At 70.0% G+C, this 14851-nt stretch carries 13 protein-coding genes, 1 pseudogene and 1 riboswitch; of the genes and pseudogenes, 5 read left to right on the plus strand and 9 right to left on the minus strand.

Annotated elements, in window-relative coordinates:
• Positions 1-174: 174 nt before the first annotated feature.
• Positions 175-633 (minus strand): HIT family protein, encoded by a 459-nt coding sequence (locus tag ACO2Q2_RS15055; protein ID WP_423256806.1) that lies wholly within the window; start codon positions 631-633, stop codon positions 175-177.
• A gap of 339 nt (positions 634-972) precedes the next feature.
• Here ACO2Q2_RS15055 and ACO2Q2_RS15060 point away from each other — a divergent pair, with 339 nt between their 5' ends.
• The 5 genes and pseudogenes from ACO2Q2_RS15060 to ACO2Q2_RS15080 form a co-directional block, all read left to right on the plus strand.
• Positions 973-2937: a pyrroloquinoline quinone-dependent dehydrogenase gene (locus ACO2Q2_RS15060; protein ID WP_423256808.1), complete on the plus strand. Its 1965-nt coding sequence runs from the start codon at positions 973-975 to the stop codon at positions 2935-2937.
• Positions 2938-3394: 457 nt separating this feature from the next.
• The gene (locus tag ACO2Q2_RS15065) at positions 3395-5443 is read left to right on the plus strand and encodes an NAD(+) synthase (protein WP_423256810.1); all 2049 of its coding nucleotides are present in this window, start codon (positions 3395-3397) and stop codon (positions 5441-5443) included.
• Positions 5440-6432, plus strand: a complete 993-nt coding sequence (locus ACO2Q2_RS15070) for an L-threonylcarbamoyladenylate synthase (protein WP_423256812.1) — start codon at positions 5440-5442, stop codon at positions 6430-6432. The genes ACO2Q2_RS15065 and ACO2Q2_RS15070 overlap by 4 nt, the downstream gene beginning before the upstream one ends.
• Positions 6433-6532: 100 nt before the next feature.
• Positions 6533-6698: riboswitch (yybP-ykoY riboswitch) on the plus strand.
• A 9-nt stretch (positions 6699-6707) separates the two neighbouring features.
• Positions 6708-7286 carry a TMEM165/GDT1 family protein gene (locus ACO2Q2_RS15075; protein ID WP_423256814.1) on the plus strand — a complete coding sequence of 193 codons (579 nt, stop codon included), beginning with the start codon at positions 6708-6710 and terminating at the stop codon, positions 7284-7286.
• A gap of 80 nt (positions 7287-7366) precedes the next feature.
• A pseudogene (locus tag ACO2Q2_RS15080) lies at positions 7367-7617 on the plus strand (glutathione S-transferase N-terminal domain-containing protein); the annotation flags it as partial.
• A 122-nt stretch (positions 7618-7739) separates the two neighbouring features.
• Here the strand turns inward: ACO2Q2_RS15080 and ACO2Q2_RS15085 are convergent.
• From ACO2Q2_RS15085 to ACO2Q2_RS15120, 8 genes are read right to left on the minus strand one after another with little or no spacing between them, the layout of a single operon-like run.
• Positions 7740-8093 (minus strand): DUF7009 family protein, encoded by a 354-nt coding sequence (locus tag ACO2Q2_RS15085; RefSeq protein ID WP_423256816.1) that lies wholly within the window; start codon positions 8091-8093, stop codon positions 7740-7742.
• Positions 8094-8114: 21 nt separating this feature from the next.
• The gene (locus tag ACO2Q2_RS15090; protein ID WP_423256818.1) at positions 8115-9365 is read right to left on the minus strand and encodes a molybdopterin molybdotransferase MoeA; all 1251 of its coding nucleotides are present in this window, start codon (positions 9363-9365) and stop codon (positions 8115-8117) included.
• A 22-nt stretch (positions 9366-9387) separates the two neighbouring features.
• Entirely contained in the window at positions 9388-11115 is a 1728-nt protein-coding gene (locus tag ACO2Q2_RS15095) for a ThiF family adenylyltransferase (protein WP_423256820.1), read from the minus strand.
• Positions 11112-11354 (minus strand): MoaD/ThiS family protein, encoded by a 243-nt coding sequence (locus tag ACO2Q2_RS15100; protein WP_423256822.1) that lies wholly within the window; start codon positions 11352-11354, stop codon positions 11112-11114. Before ACO2Q2_RS15100 ends, ACO2Q2_RS15095 begins: the two co-directional genes overlap by 4 nt.
• Positions 11351-11944 (minus strand): NTP transferase domain-containing protein, encoded by a 594-nt coding sequence (locus ACO2Q2_RS15105; protein ID WP_423256824.1) that lies wholly within the window; start codon positions 11942-11944, stop codon positions 11351-11353. The genes ACO2Q2_RS15100 and ACO2Q2_RS15105 overlap by 4 nt, the downstream gene beginning before the upstream one ends.
• Positions 11941-12438 (minus strand): cyclic pyranopterin monophosphate synthase MoaC, encoded by a 498-nt coding sequence (gene moaC / locus ACO2Q2_RS15110; protein WP_423256826.1) that lies wholly within the window; start codon positions 12436-12438, stop codon positions 11941-11943. The genes ACO2Q2_RS15105 and moaC overlap by 4 nt, the downstream gene beginning before the upstream one ends.
• Before the next feature lie 18 nt (positions 12439-12456).
• Positions 12457-13524: a GTP 3',8-cyclase MoaA gene (gene moaA / locus ACO2Q2_RS15115; protein WP_423256828.1), complete on the minus strand. Its 1068-nt coding sequence runs from the start codon at positions 13522-13524 to the stop codon at positions 12457-12459.
• A gap of 1 nt (position 13525) precedes the next feature.
• Entirely contained in the window at positions 13526-14731 is a 1206-nt protein-coding gene (locus ACO2Q2_RS15120; RefSeq protein WP_423256830.1) for a molybdopterin molybdotransferase MoeA, read from the minus strand.
• Positions 14732-14851 lie beyond the last annotated feature (120 nt).

Consider the following 14851-nt stretch of genomic DNA (forward strand, 5'->3'; position numbering starts at 1 on the left):
ACGACTTTTTGCGCACACTGCGCAACCCAACGGCTCAACGTGTCGTGCACATCGCCAACTCCGGCGCGAATCAGGCGCTCGATGGTGGTCGGCGCGCTATGCTCGGAGCGCGTCACGGAATCAGGTTAATCCAAGAGCAGGCAAAAGCGAGGGTCAGAGTGCACTTTCACATACCTAGCCCCTTCCCTCGTACAGCGCCGCCCGAAGAATGGCGGCCAACTCGACCCGTTCCGCAGTGGCATAAGGAACCTTCCTTCCCCCGTACAGCCCATCACCTGAGTAACGGGGGAAAACATGCAGATGAAAATGCCACACATCCTGATTGCCGGCCGGCCCGTTGTGCTGGCGAGTTGAGATCCCCTCGCACTGGAAAACATCCCGCATGGCCTGCGCAAGGCGCCGCGTAGAACGAAAGAAGTCAGCGCCGAGGCTGTCCGGGATATCCAACACGTTCTCGTAATGCGCCCGGGGGATCACCAGGCAATTGCCCTTGATCCCACCGTAGTGGTGCGTTGGAACGAGGGCGAACACGTTCTCATCCACCAGCACAATGGCTGATTCCGGCGCCGGCGAAGGGAGCGTTTCAGCGATTCCGCAGAACGGACACGCGTATCCGGCGGGGGCGTGCTTCATGAGGCTTGGCGCCCAATGGTTTGAAACTGCAATGTCATCCTGTTGCCTGCTCCTTCAAGCTCCGCGCACCTAGCGCGGCACTTCCCTGGTCACACCAACGACGTCGATCTGCTGATGCAGTCCGTTCGCATGGTCCTGCGCTTTCCCCAAGGGGCCGAATGGCGACCCTCTTCCGGATCGTTCCACGGGTAGTCAGGTGGCACAAGTGCGAAAGCAGTGCATTCGCCATCTGGTGCTCGGACCCGCCCACCCCATCCCCCATCCCACTCACCCCAAACCGCTTGCCCCACCCCATGCCGCCCGCGACCCTGCGCCCACTGTCACAGGGAGCGTCCATCCATGCGTGGTTTCACCTTCATCCTCGCCGTTGCCGTCACCGCCCTGCTCGGCGGCTGTTCTCGTTCGGCTCCGGTCGAGGTGCCGCCGCTGGATGCCTCGGCGCATGCGTTCCAGTGGAATGCCTGGGGCGGCGATGCCAGCGGCAGCAAGTTTGCGCCGCTGAAGCAGATCACCCCGGCCAACGTGGCGGCGCTCAAGCCGGCATGGACGTTCCACACCGGGGCGCTGGCCAAGGGCTGGGAGTCGGGCGAGAAGCTGACCTTCGAGGCGACGCCGCTGTTCGTGGACGGCACGTTGTACTTCAGCACCGCCACCGGCCAGGTGTTTGCGCTGGATGCGGCCAGCGGCAAGCCGCGCTGGCGTTATGACGCGCAGCTCGATGCGAAGGAGGATTACTCGGAGCTTTCCTCGCGCGGCGTGAGTTACTGGCGCGATCCGCAGGCCGCGGCGGGCAGCGTGTGCGGGGCGCGCATCTTTGTCGCCACGCTGGATGCGCGGCTGATTGCGCTGGATGCCGCCACCGGCAAGCCGTGCGAGGTGTTCGGCGAGCATGGGCAGTTGCATCTGTCGGCGCACCTGCGCGATTCGTCCAAGGGCGACTACGAGTTCACCTCGCCGCCGGCGATCGACGGCGATACCGTGATTTTGGGTTCGTCGATCGGCGACAACTACTCGGCCGCCAACGCGCTGGGCGTGGTGCGCGCGTTCGATGCGCGCACCGGCGCACCGCGCTGGCACTGGGACCCGGTGGAGCGCACCGCCGAGGCCGGCGACCCGGATGCCGAGCCCTACCCGACCTGGGACGGCGCGGCGAATGCCTGGGGCGTGTTCTCGGTGGATACGGCGCGGCACCTGGTGTTCATCCCCACCGGCTCGGCCAGCCCCGATCCCTACGGCGGCGAGCGCCCCGGCGACAACCGCTGGGCCAACTCGCTGGTGGCGCTGGATACCGCCACCGGCAAGCTGGTGTGGGCGCGGCAGTTGATCCACCACGACGTGTGTGACTACGACCTGGCTGCGCAGCCGATGCTGGTGGACCTCAAGCGTGGCGGCCAGAGCATCCCCGCGGTGATCCAGCTGACCAAGACCGGCCAGGTGTTCGTGTTCCGCCGCGACGACGGCACGCCGCTGTTCGACATCATCGAGAAGCCGGTGCCGCAGGACGGCGTGGCGGGCGAGAAGCTGTCGCCGACGCAGCCGTTCTCCGCCCTGCCCTCGCTGGTGCGCAACGGCAAGGTGACGCCGGCCGACGCGCGCGGCCTCACCTTCTGGGACCGCAACCGCTGCCGCGAGCTGATCGGCTCGCTGAAGAGCGAGGGCATCTTCACCCCGCCCAGCTTGCAGGGAACCATCGAGATGCCCAGCTACGCCGGCGGCGTGAACTGGGGCTCCGGCGCGTGGGACCCGGCCACCCAGACGCTGGTGACCAACGTCAACGACATTCCCATGCAGGTGCAGCTGCTGCCGCGGGATGAGTGGATGCGCCAAATGATGGCCGGCGGTGCGAAGGGCTGGGAATACGCCCGCATGAAGCACACGCCGTACGGCATGCGCCGGCGCTTGCTGCAGTCGCCGCTGGGCGCGCCGTGCATCGCCCGACCGTGGGGCAAGGTGGTGGCGCTGGACCTGTCCAGCGGCAAGCTGAGCTGGTCGATCCCGCTGGGAACCGGCAAGCACATGGCGCCGTGGCCGATCTCGATCACGGGTCTGCCGGGCATGGGCGGGCCACTGGTCACGGCGAGCGGACTGGTCTTCATCGGCGCGGCCAGTGACGGCTACCTGCGCGCGCTGGACCGTGCCACCGGCAAGGAGCTGTGGCGCGCCGAACTGCCGGCCGCCGGCATGGCCACGCCGATGACCTACGCCGTCGGCAACCGGCAGTATGTGGTGATTGCTGCCGGCGGGCACGGCAAGCTGCGCACCAGCCCCGGCGATGCGCTGGTGGCGTTCAAGTTGCCGGAGTGAGGGTTGGTGGCGGGTGGGGTTTGAGTGGTGCAAGACGCTGGATCCCGGCCTTCGCCGGGATGACGAGCAAGGCCTGGCTGCCGCTTGGAGGAATAGCCGCAGCGTGCGGTCTGCCACATCCAACGCAGCGAAAGGTTCAAAAGCCTGCCGCCTCCCGCATATCCCTACTCCGTCATCCCGGCGAAAGCCGGGATCCAGCGTCTTTTCTCGCATCTGGCACCAGTCACTGGATCCCAGTGTGCGCTGGGATGACGGGCGTGGGGATCTCGCGTGCGCGGGGCGTGAAGACGCCGGTGCGCACTCAGCAGCGACGTCATTCCGGGCGACGGATATCTCGGGCGCGCCGGGATGACGGAACAGGACGCCTTGTGGCCCGCTGCCGTGGCGGCCGCCCTCGGGTTCGCGGCACCGCCGAAACCACGTAGCATCGGCATGTTTGCTGCACCCGGAGCTCCGCATGCCGTCCGATTTCCACTCGCCCTATCGCCATGGTTTCGTGCGGCTGGCGGCCGTCGTGCCGTCGATGCGGCTGGCCGATCCGGCGTTCAACGCCGAGCGGACCATTGCGCAGCTGCGCGAAGCGGCGGCGGAAGGGGCGGCGGTGGTGGTGTTTCCGGAACTGGGGCTGTCCGGCTACAGCCTGGACGACCTGGCCCAGCAGGACGCCCTGCTCGACGCCAGCCTCACCGCGCTGGAGGCGGTGCGCGAGGCCACCACGCAGCTGCTGCCGCTGGTGTTCGTGGGGCTGCCGCTGCGGGTGGAGGGCCAGTTGTTCAACGTGGCCGCCGCGCTGCAGGGTGGCGAGCTGCTGGGCGTGGTGCCCAAGCGCTACCTGCCCAACTACCGCGAGTTCTACGAGGGACGCCAGTACACCTCGGCGGCCCAGTCGGTGGCCGACACCGCCGTGGTGCTGGGACGCGAGGTGCCGTTCGGCAGCGACCTGATCTTTACCGCGGCCTCGCACCCGCACCTGCGCGTGCACGCGGAGATCTGCGAGGACATGTGGGTGCCGGTGCCGCCGAGCACCTATGCCGCGCTGGCCGGCGCCACCGTGCTGGTGAACCTGTCGGCCAGCAACGTCACCGTGGGCAAGGCCGACTATCGCCGCCTGCTGTGCGAGAGCCACTCGGCGCGCTGCCTCGCCGCGCACGTCTACACCTCGGCCGGGCTGGGCGAATCCACCACCGACCTGGCCTGGGACGGCCAGGCGATGATCGCGGAGAACGGCACGGTGCTGGCCGAATCCGAGCGCTTCCAGTGCGACGACCATCGCCTGCTGGCCGACGTGGACCTGGAGCGGCTGGTGCAGGAGCGCTCCCGCATGACCAGCTACAACGACCAGGTGCGCGACCTGCACGACACGCTGCGCGCGATGCGCCGGGTGCCGTTCGCCTTCCGCGTGCCGACCTTGAAGGACACCACGCTGCGCCGCGTGCTGCCGCGCTTTCCCTACGTGCCGTCCAACCCGGCCACGCTGGACCAGCGCTGCTACGAGGCGATCAACACTCAGGCGCACGGCCTGATCCAGCGCCTGCGCGCCACCGGTGCGCAGCGGCTGGTGATCGGCGTCTCCGGCGGGCTGGATTCCACCCTCGCCCTGCTGGTGGCGGTGCAGGCGTTCGACCGGCTCGGCCTGCCGCGCGCCAACATCCTCGGCTACACCATGCCCGGCTTCGCCACCAGTACGCAGACCCGCGAGCAGGCGCATGCGCTGATGCGCGCGCTGGGCGTCAGCGGCGAGGAGATCGACATCCGCCCCTCGTGCACGCAGATGCTGGCCGACCTCGGCCACCCGTATGCCAAGGGCGAGCCGGTCTACGACATCACTTTCGAGAACGTGCAGGCCGGCGAGCGTACCTCGCACCTGTTCCGGCTGGCCAACCGGCACCGCGCCTTCGTGCTGGGCACCGGCGACCTCAGCGAACTGGCGCTGGGCTGGTGCACCTACGGCGTGGGCGACCACATGTCGCACTACAACGTGAATGCCTCGGTGCCCAAGACGCTGATCCAGTACCTGATCCGCTGGTTCGCGCAGAACGGTCGCCACGACGCGGCAACATGCAACGTGCTCAACGCCATCGCCGGCACCACCATCTCGCCCGAGCTGGTGCCCGCCGACGCCAGCGGCGCGCTGCAGGACACCGAGCAGCACGTGGGTCCGTACCCGCTGCAGGATTTCACTCTGTACTACCTCACCCGCTTCGGCTTTCGCCCCAGCAAGATCGCCTACCTCGCCCACCAGGCCTGGGGCGACGCGAGCCGCGGCGACTGGCCGGCGCTGGTGCAGGAGGCGCAGCGGCGCGCCTACACGCTGGCCGAGATCAAGCACTGGATGGAAGTGTTCATCACCCGCTTCTTCGCCGCGCAGTTCAAGCGCAGCGCGGTGCCGAACGCGCCCAAGGTCGGCGGCGGCGGTTCGCTGTCGCCGCGCGGCGACTGGCGCATGCCCAGCGACGCCGCGCCCGACGCCTGGCTGCGCGAGCTGCGCGAGAACGTGCCCGCATGAGGCTGCGCCCGCTCGCCGACGCACCCGGCGCCAAGATGCCCGGCAAGCTGCAGATGAGCCGCGCGGCCAAGGCGCTGCGCGCCGGCAAGCTGGTGGCGTTTCCCACCGAAACCGTCTACGGCCTGGGCGCGAACGCGCTCGATCCGGCGGCGGTGGCGCGCATCTTCGAGGTGAAGCGCCGGCCGCGCACCAGCCCGCTGATCGTCCACGTCGACCGCATCGCGGCGGCGCGCGAACTGGTCACCGACTGGCCGGACGCCGCGCAGCGACTGGCCGAGACGTTCTGGCCGGGTCCGCTCACTCTGGTGCTGCCGCGGCGCGAGGTCGTGCCGGACATCGTCACCGGCGGCGACACGCACGTGGGCGTGCGCATACCCAGTCACCCGGTGGCGCTGGCGCTGATCACCGCTGCCGGCGTGCCGATCGCCGCGCCCAGCGCCAACCGCTTCACCCAGATCTCGCCGACCACCGCCGAGCACGTGCGCGCCGGGTTGGGCAGCGACGTGGACGTGATCCTCGACGGCGGACCGTGCACCGTGGGCATCGAGTCCAGCGTGCTGGCGCTGTACGACGACGGCCCGGTACTGCTGCGTCCCGGCGGCGTGAGCCGCGAGGCGATCGAGGCGGTGATCGGCACGCCGGTGCGCGTGCCGGGCGCGGCGCCGGTGAAGGGCGAGACGCATGCCGCGCCGGGCATGCATTTTCGCCACTACAGCCCACGCACCATGACCCTCACGGCGCACCCGTCGATGGCGGTGCCCAGCGGCGACGGCGCCTTGCTCACCCACCGACCGGCGCATTACGCGGCACTGCCGGTGACGCACCTGCAGGTGATGCCGGATACGCCCGAAGCCTACGCGCAGCGCCTGTATGCCGCACTGCACGAGCTGGATGCCCGCGGCTACGACTGGATCGCCATCGACCTGCCACCGGACAAACCCGCCTGGGTCGCCGTGCGCGACCGGCTCAAGCGCGCCATCGCGCGCTGAGCGCGTAGCGATCGTCGGGAATCCACAGGCTTCCGGATGGCTCTCCAGCGGTGGGTCTGCGGTGGGCCTAGTCGCCGTGAGGGGCATCCTCGGCTATCATCCGCGGGTCATTGGGGAGTAGCCGCTCTTCGCTCGAAGAGGCGTGCGTCAACACACTTGGCCCACCGGCCATGGCGCAAGCAGCCCACCGCCTGGCAAGACCTTTGACCACACATCTCCGCATGGGCCGGGGAGACGTGTGGTCAATCGTCTTTCGACCGGCCCGGGACACATCCATGGAAGCCCTGCTCGTCTGCGCCGGCGTCGTCGCCCTCGCGGAAATCGGCGACAAGACCCAGCTGCTCGCCTTCATCCTCGCCGCGCGTTTCAAGAAGCCGCTGCCGATCATCGCCGGCATTCTCTGCGCCACCCTCGTCAACCACGGCCTGGCCGGCGCGCTGGGCGCGTGGATCACCTCGGTGGTGAGCCCTGGCGTGCTGCGCTGGGTGCTGGGCGCCTCGTTCCTCGGCATGGCGGTCTGGACGCTGATCCCCGACAAGATCGAGGAGGAGGAAACCCAGGTGGCCAAACGCGTGGGCGTGTTCACCGCCACGCTGATCACCTTCTTTCTCGCCGAGATGGGCGACAAGACGCAGATCGCCACGGTGGCGATGGCCGCGCACTACCCCCACCCGCTGATGGTGGTGGCCGGCACCACCATCGGCATGCTGATCGCCGACGTGCCGGCGGTGTTCATGGGCGACCGCCTCGCCGCGAAGATCCCGATGAAGCTGGTGCATTCGATCGCCGCCGCCATCTTCGCCCTGCTGGGCATCGCCGCGCTGCTCGGCGCCGGGGCGAAGCTGGGGTTCTGACGGCGTGCCCGACCATGGTCGGGCTCAGGTGGTCGCACCGGATCGGTAACATGGGCAATCCGCTGCCCGGGAGACTGCTCATGCTGAAGTTCTACTACCACCCACGCCCAATCCAGCCAAGGTCGCGCTGTTCCTGGAAGAATCGGGCCTGCCCTACGAACTGGTGCCGGTGGATACGCGCAAGGGCGAGCAGCATGCGCCGACGTACACCGCGATCAACCCGAATGCCAAGGTGCCGGCGCTGGTGGACGGCGATGTGACGGTGTTCGACAGCTCCGCGATCCTGCTCTACCTGGCGGAAAAGACCGGCCGCTTCCTGCCGCGACGCGCAGCGCAGGAGTCGAAGCGCACCATCGTGCCCCGCAACGCTTCGACTTCGCTTGCCTGCGCAAGCTGCGCTCAGCGCGAACGGTATCGGCGGCGCAGGTCTGGATCGGTGCGGGCGCCTGGTTTCTACCGCGCTGCCCGTGACGCCTTGAGCCGGCGCGCGCTGTCGCGCACATCGATGTCGAACAGCAGCGCCAGATTGATGCCCTCCGCCACCGCCAGCTCGAAATGCAGGCCCTCGCGCGTGGGCAGGCGGCGGGCGAGTTCGCGCACGTCGGCCTCGGGCAAGCGGATCTGCCAGTGATCCGGCGTGCCCGCGCATTGCGCATCTGGATGGCTGGACAGCGTCAGCGAGCAGCGGATCGTGAGCGCCGCGGCAAGCCGCGTGGCGGTTTCCACGGTGCCGCCGGCCGTGAGCACGCCGAGTTCGTCCTCCTCGATGCGCAGGCGCAGGTGCTGGCCGTCGAGTTGCAGTTTCATGGGCGGGGTCCTCAGAAAAACTCAGGGCGCGCCACGCAGCGACAGCGCGCTGCCGGCATCCAGGCTGGCGATGTCGACGAGCCGCCCGGCGGCGCAGTCGCCGGCGTCCTCGCCGAGTACCACCCAGCCATCGGACTGCGCGAACGGCAGGATGCGGAACGGCTGCTGCTGCGGCATCACCTGCGCGTGCACCCGGCCGTAGGCGTCCAGCACGAACGTGGCGCGCAGGAAGTGACGCAGGCCGGCCTTGGGCTGCTGCGGCGTGTCGAGCACGGCATGCAGCGCCGGCTCGTCGCCCTGCCCCAGCATGGCGCGCAGCACCGGCGCCACGAAGAAACGCATGCCCGCGGCGACCGCCATCGGCGTGCCGGGCAGCGCCACCACCAGCGGACCGTGCGGCAAGGTGGCCGCCAGCAGCGGCTTGCCGGGGCGCATCGCCACCTTGTGGAACAATTCGCTGGCGCCGAGCCGGCGCAGCGCGTCGGGCACGAAATCGTAGCGGCCCATCGAGACGGCGCCGGTGCTCACCACCAGGTCCGCGCCGGCCTGTTGCGCGCGGTGCAGCGCGTCGGCATAGGCGATGGCGGTGTCGTCGACCACTTCGCACGACAGCGCCTGCGCGCCGGCCAGCGTGAGCGCCGCAGCCAGGTAGGGACCGTTGGAGCTGTAGATCCGGCCGTCGACCAAGGGTTGGCGCGGATCCACCACCAGTTCCTTGCCGGTGCCGATCACCACCACACGCGGACGGCGCACCACCTCGGCCTCGGCCACCCCGATCGCGGCCAGCAGCATCAGCTGCGCCGGCCCCAGGCGCATGCCGGCGTCGAGTACGGTGGCGCCTTGCGCCACGTCCACGCCTGCATGGCGCACGTTCTGCCCCTCGCTGAGCTCGTCGCGCAGGCGGATGCGCAGCGGCGTGCCGTCCGGCGCGGAGGCAAGCAGCTCGGTGCGCTCCACCGCGACCACGGCATCCAGTCCGTCAGGCAGGCGCGCGCCGGTCATGATCTCCCAGGCGCCGCCCTCGGCACGGCAGGCCGCATCGCCGGCGGCCTGCGAACCGTGCACCGCGTGTTCGCTGCCGGCGTCGAGGGGTTCCGGGGCTGCCAGCGCGTAGCCGTCCATCGCGGCGTGGTCGAACGAGGGCAGCGCGATCGGGCTGCGCACCGGCGCGGCCAGCACGCGGCCCTGCGCGGCGCTCACGTCAAGCCTCTCGACGGGGAGACGCACGGTAACGGAGAGCAGCCGCTCGATGGCGTCGTGGTAGCGGATCATCGGCGCCACGCGCGCGACGGCATCAGGACGCGGCCGGCGTGGCGAGCGCCGCCACGCCGCCGGCCAGCGACCACGCATCGACGCCGCGTTGGCGCAGCGTGCGCGCCGCGTACGCGCTGCGCTTGCCGCTGGCGCACACCAGCAGCACGTGGCGATCGATACCGTCCAGCGAACAGGCGGCGATCTCGCCCGAAGGGATGCGCAGCGAGGTGACGTGCAGCGGCGCGGCCGCGATCTCGTCCGGCTCGCGCACGTCGATCACGGCAAACCCCGCGGCGATGGCCTCGTCCAGATGGTGGAAGTGCCGCTCAATGTCGCCCCCAGCCTGCGCCTGCTCCAGCGCACGGCGGGCCACCGCCACGCAGCCGCCGTGCAACGCGCAGCCGCTCGCCGCGTCGATCGGCAGGCGCTGGCTGGTGCCGTCGAGCAGGTTGACCAGCTGCAGCGCGTGGTCGGCCGGTCGCGGCAGGCCGAGCAGCAGCTTCAGTGCCTCCATCGCCTGCATCGTGCCGAGCACGCCGGGCACCGGCCCGAGCACGCCCGATTCCACGCAGGTACCGGCCAGGCCGGGCGCTGGCGGTTCGGGCCACAGGCAGCGCAGGCAGGGTTCGCCGGGCAGCGCGGTGACCACCTGCAGCTGGCCTTCGTACTGGTAGACGCTGGCCAGCACCAGCGGGGTGCCGGTGAGCACTGCGGCATCACTGGCGAGGTAGCGGCTGGCCAGGTCGTCGGTGCATTCGATCACCAGGTCGTACTGCGCGAACATGTCGATGACGGTGTCCGCGGTGAGCGGCTCGGTATACGTCTGCACCTGCACCGCCGGGTTGAGCGCGGCGACGCGGCGCGCGGCCAGGTCGACCTTGCGCCGGCCGACGTCGCGGGCGTCGTACATCACCTGGCGATGCAGGTTGCTGGCGTCGAGCACGTCGTGGTCGACGATGCCCAGCGTGCCCACGCCGGCACCGGCGAGGTAGCCGATCACCGGCACGCCGAGACCGCCGGCGCCGATCACCAGCACGCGCGAGGCGGCGAGTTTTGCCTGGCCGGACTCGCCGACGTCGCGCAGGCGGGTCTGGCGGGAATAGTCGGGGGTGAAGGGTTTTTGCCCGTCGCGCTTTTGCTCGTTGTGCTTTTGCTCGTCGCGCTTTTGCCCGTCATCCCAGCGCAGGCTGGGATCCAGTGACTTCGTGTCGGCACCAAGGCGCTGGACCCCAGCGTCCGCTGGGGTGACGGTGGTGGAGTGTTCGTCCGCGTGGTGGTGCTCGTGCGTGTGCGCATGGCCGTGGTGCTGGCCGTGCAGATGCGGCGCCTCCATCTCGTGCGCGCGCTCGGTGTGCGAGCAGGCGACCCAGGCGGTGTCGCCTTCCAGGTAATGCTCCTTCTTCCAGATCGGCAGGCGGTGCTTGATCTCGTCGATGATGTAGCGGCAGGCGCGGAACGCCTCGTCGCGGTGCGGGGCGGAAACGCCGATCCACACGGCGAGGTCGCCGATCCTCAGGTCGCCCACGCGATGCACCGCGCTGGCGGCCAGCACGCCGTAGCGTTCGGCGGCCTCGGCCAGGATGCGCTCGCCCTCGGCGATCGCCAGCTCGGTGTAGGCCTCGTACTCCAGGCCGCTCACTTCGCGGCCCTCGTTGTTGTTGCGCACCCAGCCCTCGAACGCGCAGAAGCCGCCGCTGCCGGGATGCTTGAGCTCCTCGCGCAGCTGCGCGAGGTTGGCCGGTGCCGCGGTGAGATCGAAGCGCATCATCCGCCGGCCACCGGTGGGATGAACACGACCGTGTCGCCCTCGGCGAGCGCGCGGTTCCAGTCGCTGAACTGGGTGTTGACCGCCACCTTCAGCGCGTCGACCGGCAGCGAGAAGCCGTGGCGCGCGCGCAGCTCGTCGTAAAGATCGCGCAGGGTGACCGCGGCGGTGCTCACCTGCTCGGCGCTGGTGCCGGCCTGTTCGCGCAGCTGCGCGTAGTACTGCAGGTTCACGCGGGTCATGGCTGCGACTCCAGCTGGCGCTGCATCAGGGCGAATTCCTCGGGGGTGTTGATGTTGTCCAGCGCCTCGCCCGGCGCGGGCAGCAGCACGATGTCGGACTGGATCAGCGCCTTGCGCGGGCAATAGCTGCCGGCATCAAAGCGGGCTTTCAGTCGCGCGTGGCTGGACGGCTCCCACAGCGCGCACAGCGGCTCGGGCAGGCCGTCGAAGCGGCTGGTGAAGACGGTGGCGTCCTTGGCCGGATCGCGCGCGGCGATCAGGGTGCGCAGGGTGGCTTCGTCCAGTCGCGGCAGGTCGCAGGCGATCACCAGCCAGGCCGCCTCGGGGTACGCGTCCTGCGCCGAGAGAATGCCCGCCGCCGGCCCGACCGCGTCGTAGCTGTCCACCAGCTGCGGCAGCTGCGCGCGCAGCGGATCGTCGCGCTGCGTCTCGCGCACCGAGACGAAGGCACGCTCGGTGACCGCCGACAGCACGCGCCACGCGCGCAGCAGCTGCGGTTCGCCGGCGTAGCTGAGCTGCGCCTTGTCGCGCTGCATGCGCTGGCTGGCGCCACCGGAGAGCAGCAGGCCATAGATCGGCGCGGTGCTCATGCGCCGGCCTGCCGGAAATCGAGGTCGCTCTTGCCGCCGGTCTTGCCGAGCAGGCGCACCTCGGCGATGACGATGTCGTGCGACATCGCCTTGCACATGTCGTACAGGGTAAGCGCGGCCACGCTGGCGCCGGTGAGCGCCTCCATCTCCACCCCGGTGCGGCCTTCGCAGGACACGGTGCAGGTGATGCGCGCCTCGACGCCTTCCATCGCGATGTCGATGTGGCACTTGTCCAGCGCCAGCGGATGGCACAGCGGGATCAGTTGCGCGGTGGCCTTGGCGCCCATCACGCCGGCGATGTTGGCCACGGTGAGCACCGCGCCCTTGGGCGTGACGTAGCCCGCATCGTGCAGCTGCGCGGCGACCTCGGCGGGAAACACCACGCGCGCCTGCGCCTGCGCCGTGCGCCGGGTGACGGCCTTGCCGCCGACGTCGACCATCTGCGGCTGGCGGGCGTCGTCGAGGTGGGTGAGTTTGCTGGAGGCAGGGGACATGGAATTCCGTCGGGCGGCTCAGCCGCCGATGTAGTGCATTTCGATCTTCGGACGCGAGCGCTGGCGGCGCTCCTCGCGCTCCTCGCTGTAGCGGTCGCTGCGGCGCAGCCACACCTGGCGCAGGCGTTCGCGCACGGCATCGTCGCTGCTGCCGTCACGCAGCGCGGAGCGCAGGTCGGTGCCCTGCGCGGCGAACAGGCAGGTGTACAGCGTGCCTTCGGAGGACAGCCGGGCGCGCGAGCAGTCGCCGCAGAACGGCTGGCTCACCGAGGAGATCACGCCGATCTCGCCCTGCCCGTCGCGGAAGCGGAAACGCGTGGCCACCTCGCCCTCGTACTTGGGCGGCAGCGCATCCAGCGGCCAGCGGGCGTGGATGGCGGCGATCAGCTCGGCCGAGGGCACCACCGCGTCGCGGTTCCAGTCGTTGCGGTTGCCCACGTCCATGTATTCGATCAGTCGGGGGATGATGCCGGTGCCGCGGAAGCGCTCGATGAGATCGAGCACGCTGTGTTCGTTCACGCCGCGCTGCACGACGGTGTTGAGCTTGATGCCCTGCGGGAAGCCGACCGCCTGCGCCGCCTCGATGCCGCCGAGCACATCGTCCAGTGCGCCGCGGCCGCCGCTCATGCGGTGGAACAGCGCGGGGTCGAGGGTGTCCAGGCTCACGGTGACGCGATCCAGCCCGGCGTCGCGCAGATCCTGCGCATGGCGCGCCAGCAGCACGCCGTTGGTGGTCATCGCCAAGTCGCTGATACCGGGGATGCGCCGCAGCCGCGCCACCAGTTCGGCCAGCTTCGGCCGCAGCAGCGGCTCGCCGCCGGTGAGGCGCAGCTTGCCCACGCCCAGCGAGGCGGCGAGGCGGCAGATGCGCTCGATCTCGTCGAAGCTCAGCCGTTCGTCGTTGCGCAGGAAGCTGAAGTGCTCGCCGTAGGTGGACTCCGGCATGCAGTACGGGCAGCGAAAATTGCAGCGATCCATCACCGAGATGCGCAGGTCGTGCAGCGGCCGGCCGCGCTGATCCAGGGGCGGCGCGTCCAGCGGCGGCGCCTCGGTGGCAATTTCGGTGATGGCGTGCGGATCGGTCATGTCACCAGCGGTAGAGGGTGGCTACGGTGCCGGCCGACGCGGCGTGCTCGGACGGTGCCAGCTCCACCACGCCATCGGTATGCGGCAGGGCGGAGAAATCGCCCGAGGTGGGCGCCGGCACCGGCGTCGCCAAAGCGCGACCGGCATCGTCATGATGCACCCGCACGGGTACAAAACAGGTCAAGGTCGGGCTGGTGCCGGCCGGGGCGGCGAGCACCACGTGCTCGACCGGCCGCGCCGTCAATCCCATCGCCTGCTCCAGCGCCGGCAGCAGGTAGCGCACGGCGCATACCAGCGCCGAGACGGGGTTGCCCGGCAGCGCGAACACCACCTGCCCCTGCGGCCCGATGCCGAACCACATCGGCTTGCCCGGCCGCTGGGCGATGCGATACAGCACCTTGTTGACGCCCAGCGCGCGCAGCGCCTCGGGCACGAAGTCGCGCTGGCCCACCGACACGCCGCCGGACAGCACCAGCACCTGGCAGCTGGCGAGCAGTTCGCCGAGCCGTTCGGTGGTGGCGGCGAGGTCGTCGGGCACGCGGGTCAGCCGCACATCGACGAAGCCGCGATCGCGCAGGGCCGCGGCCAGCGCGCGGTCGTTGGAGCGGCGAATCTGCCCGTCGGCCAGCGGCTGCTGCTCCACCTCGGCCAGCTCGTCGCCGGTGGCGATGATGGCGACCTGCGGCACCGCGGCCACCTCGACCGCGGCCACGCCGTTGGCGGCGAGCACGGCCAGTTCCGGCGCGCGCAGGCGCACGCCCGGGGCGAGCAGCGGATCGCCTTCGCGGCAATCGGAGCCGCGCGGATGGACGAACTGGCGCGTCGTCGGCACCCAGCCGTCGGCCAGCCGGACCTGATCGCCCTCGCGCACGATCTGCTCGATCGGCACCACGCAGTCGCAGCCCTGCGGCAACATGGCGCCGGTGGTCACCTCGATGCAGCCGGTCGGATCGGCCAGCACCTGACCGGCCATGCCGGCCATCTGGCGACCGGTCACATGGAATTGACGCCATGCGGCATCCGCCAGCGTGATCGCGATGCCGTCCATCATCACGCGGTCGAACGGCGGCTGGTCGCGCTCGGCCAGCACGCGCTGGCGCAACACGCGGCCGGCCGCCGCGTCCAGCGGCACGTGCTCGGTCGCGAACAGCGGCAGGCTGGCGCGAATCCGCCGCTCGGCTTCGGTGACGCTGGGAAGTTCGCTCATGGGGTGGGAAAACCGTCCGTGCACGGCAACGACGCCTAGGAGCGTGGGCCGTAGAAGCCATTCGGGCTGTAAAGCTCTTCGCCGCGAACGTTTCTATGACCTACGCCCCTCGCCGCGTCT

Source organism: Dyella sp. KRB-257 (assembly GCF_049445995.1).
In the GTDB taxonomy this organism is placed as follows: domain Bacteria; phylum Pseudomonadota; class Gammaproteobacteria; order Xanthomonadales; family Rhodanobacteraceae; genus Dyella_A.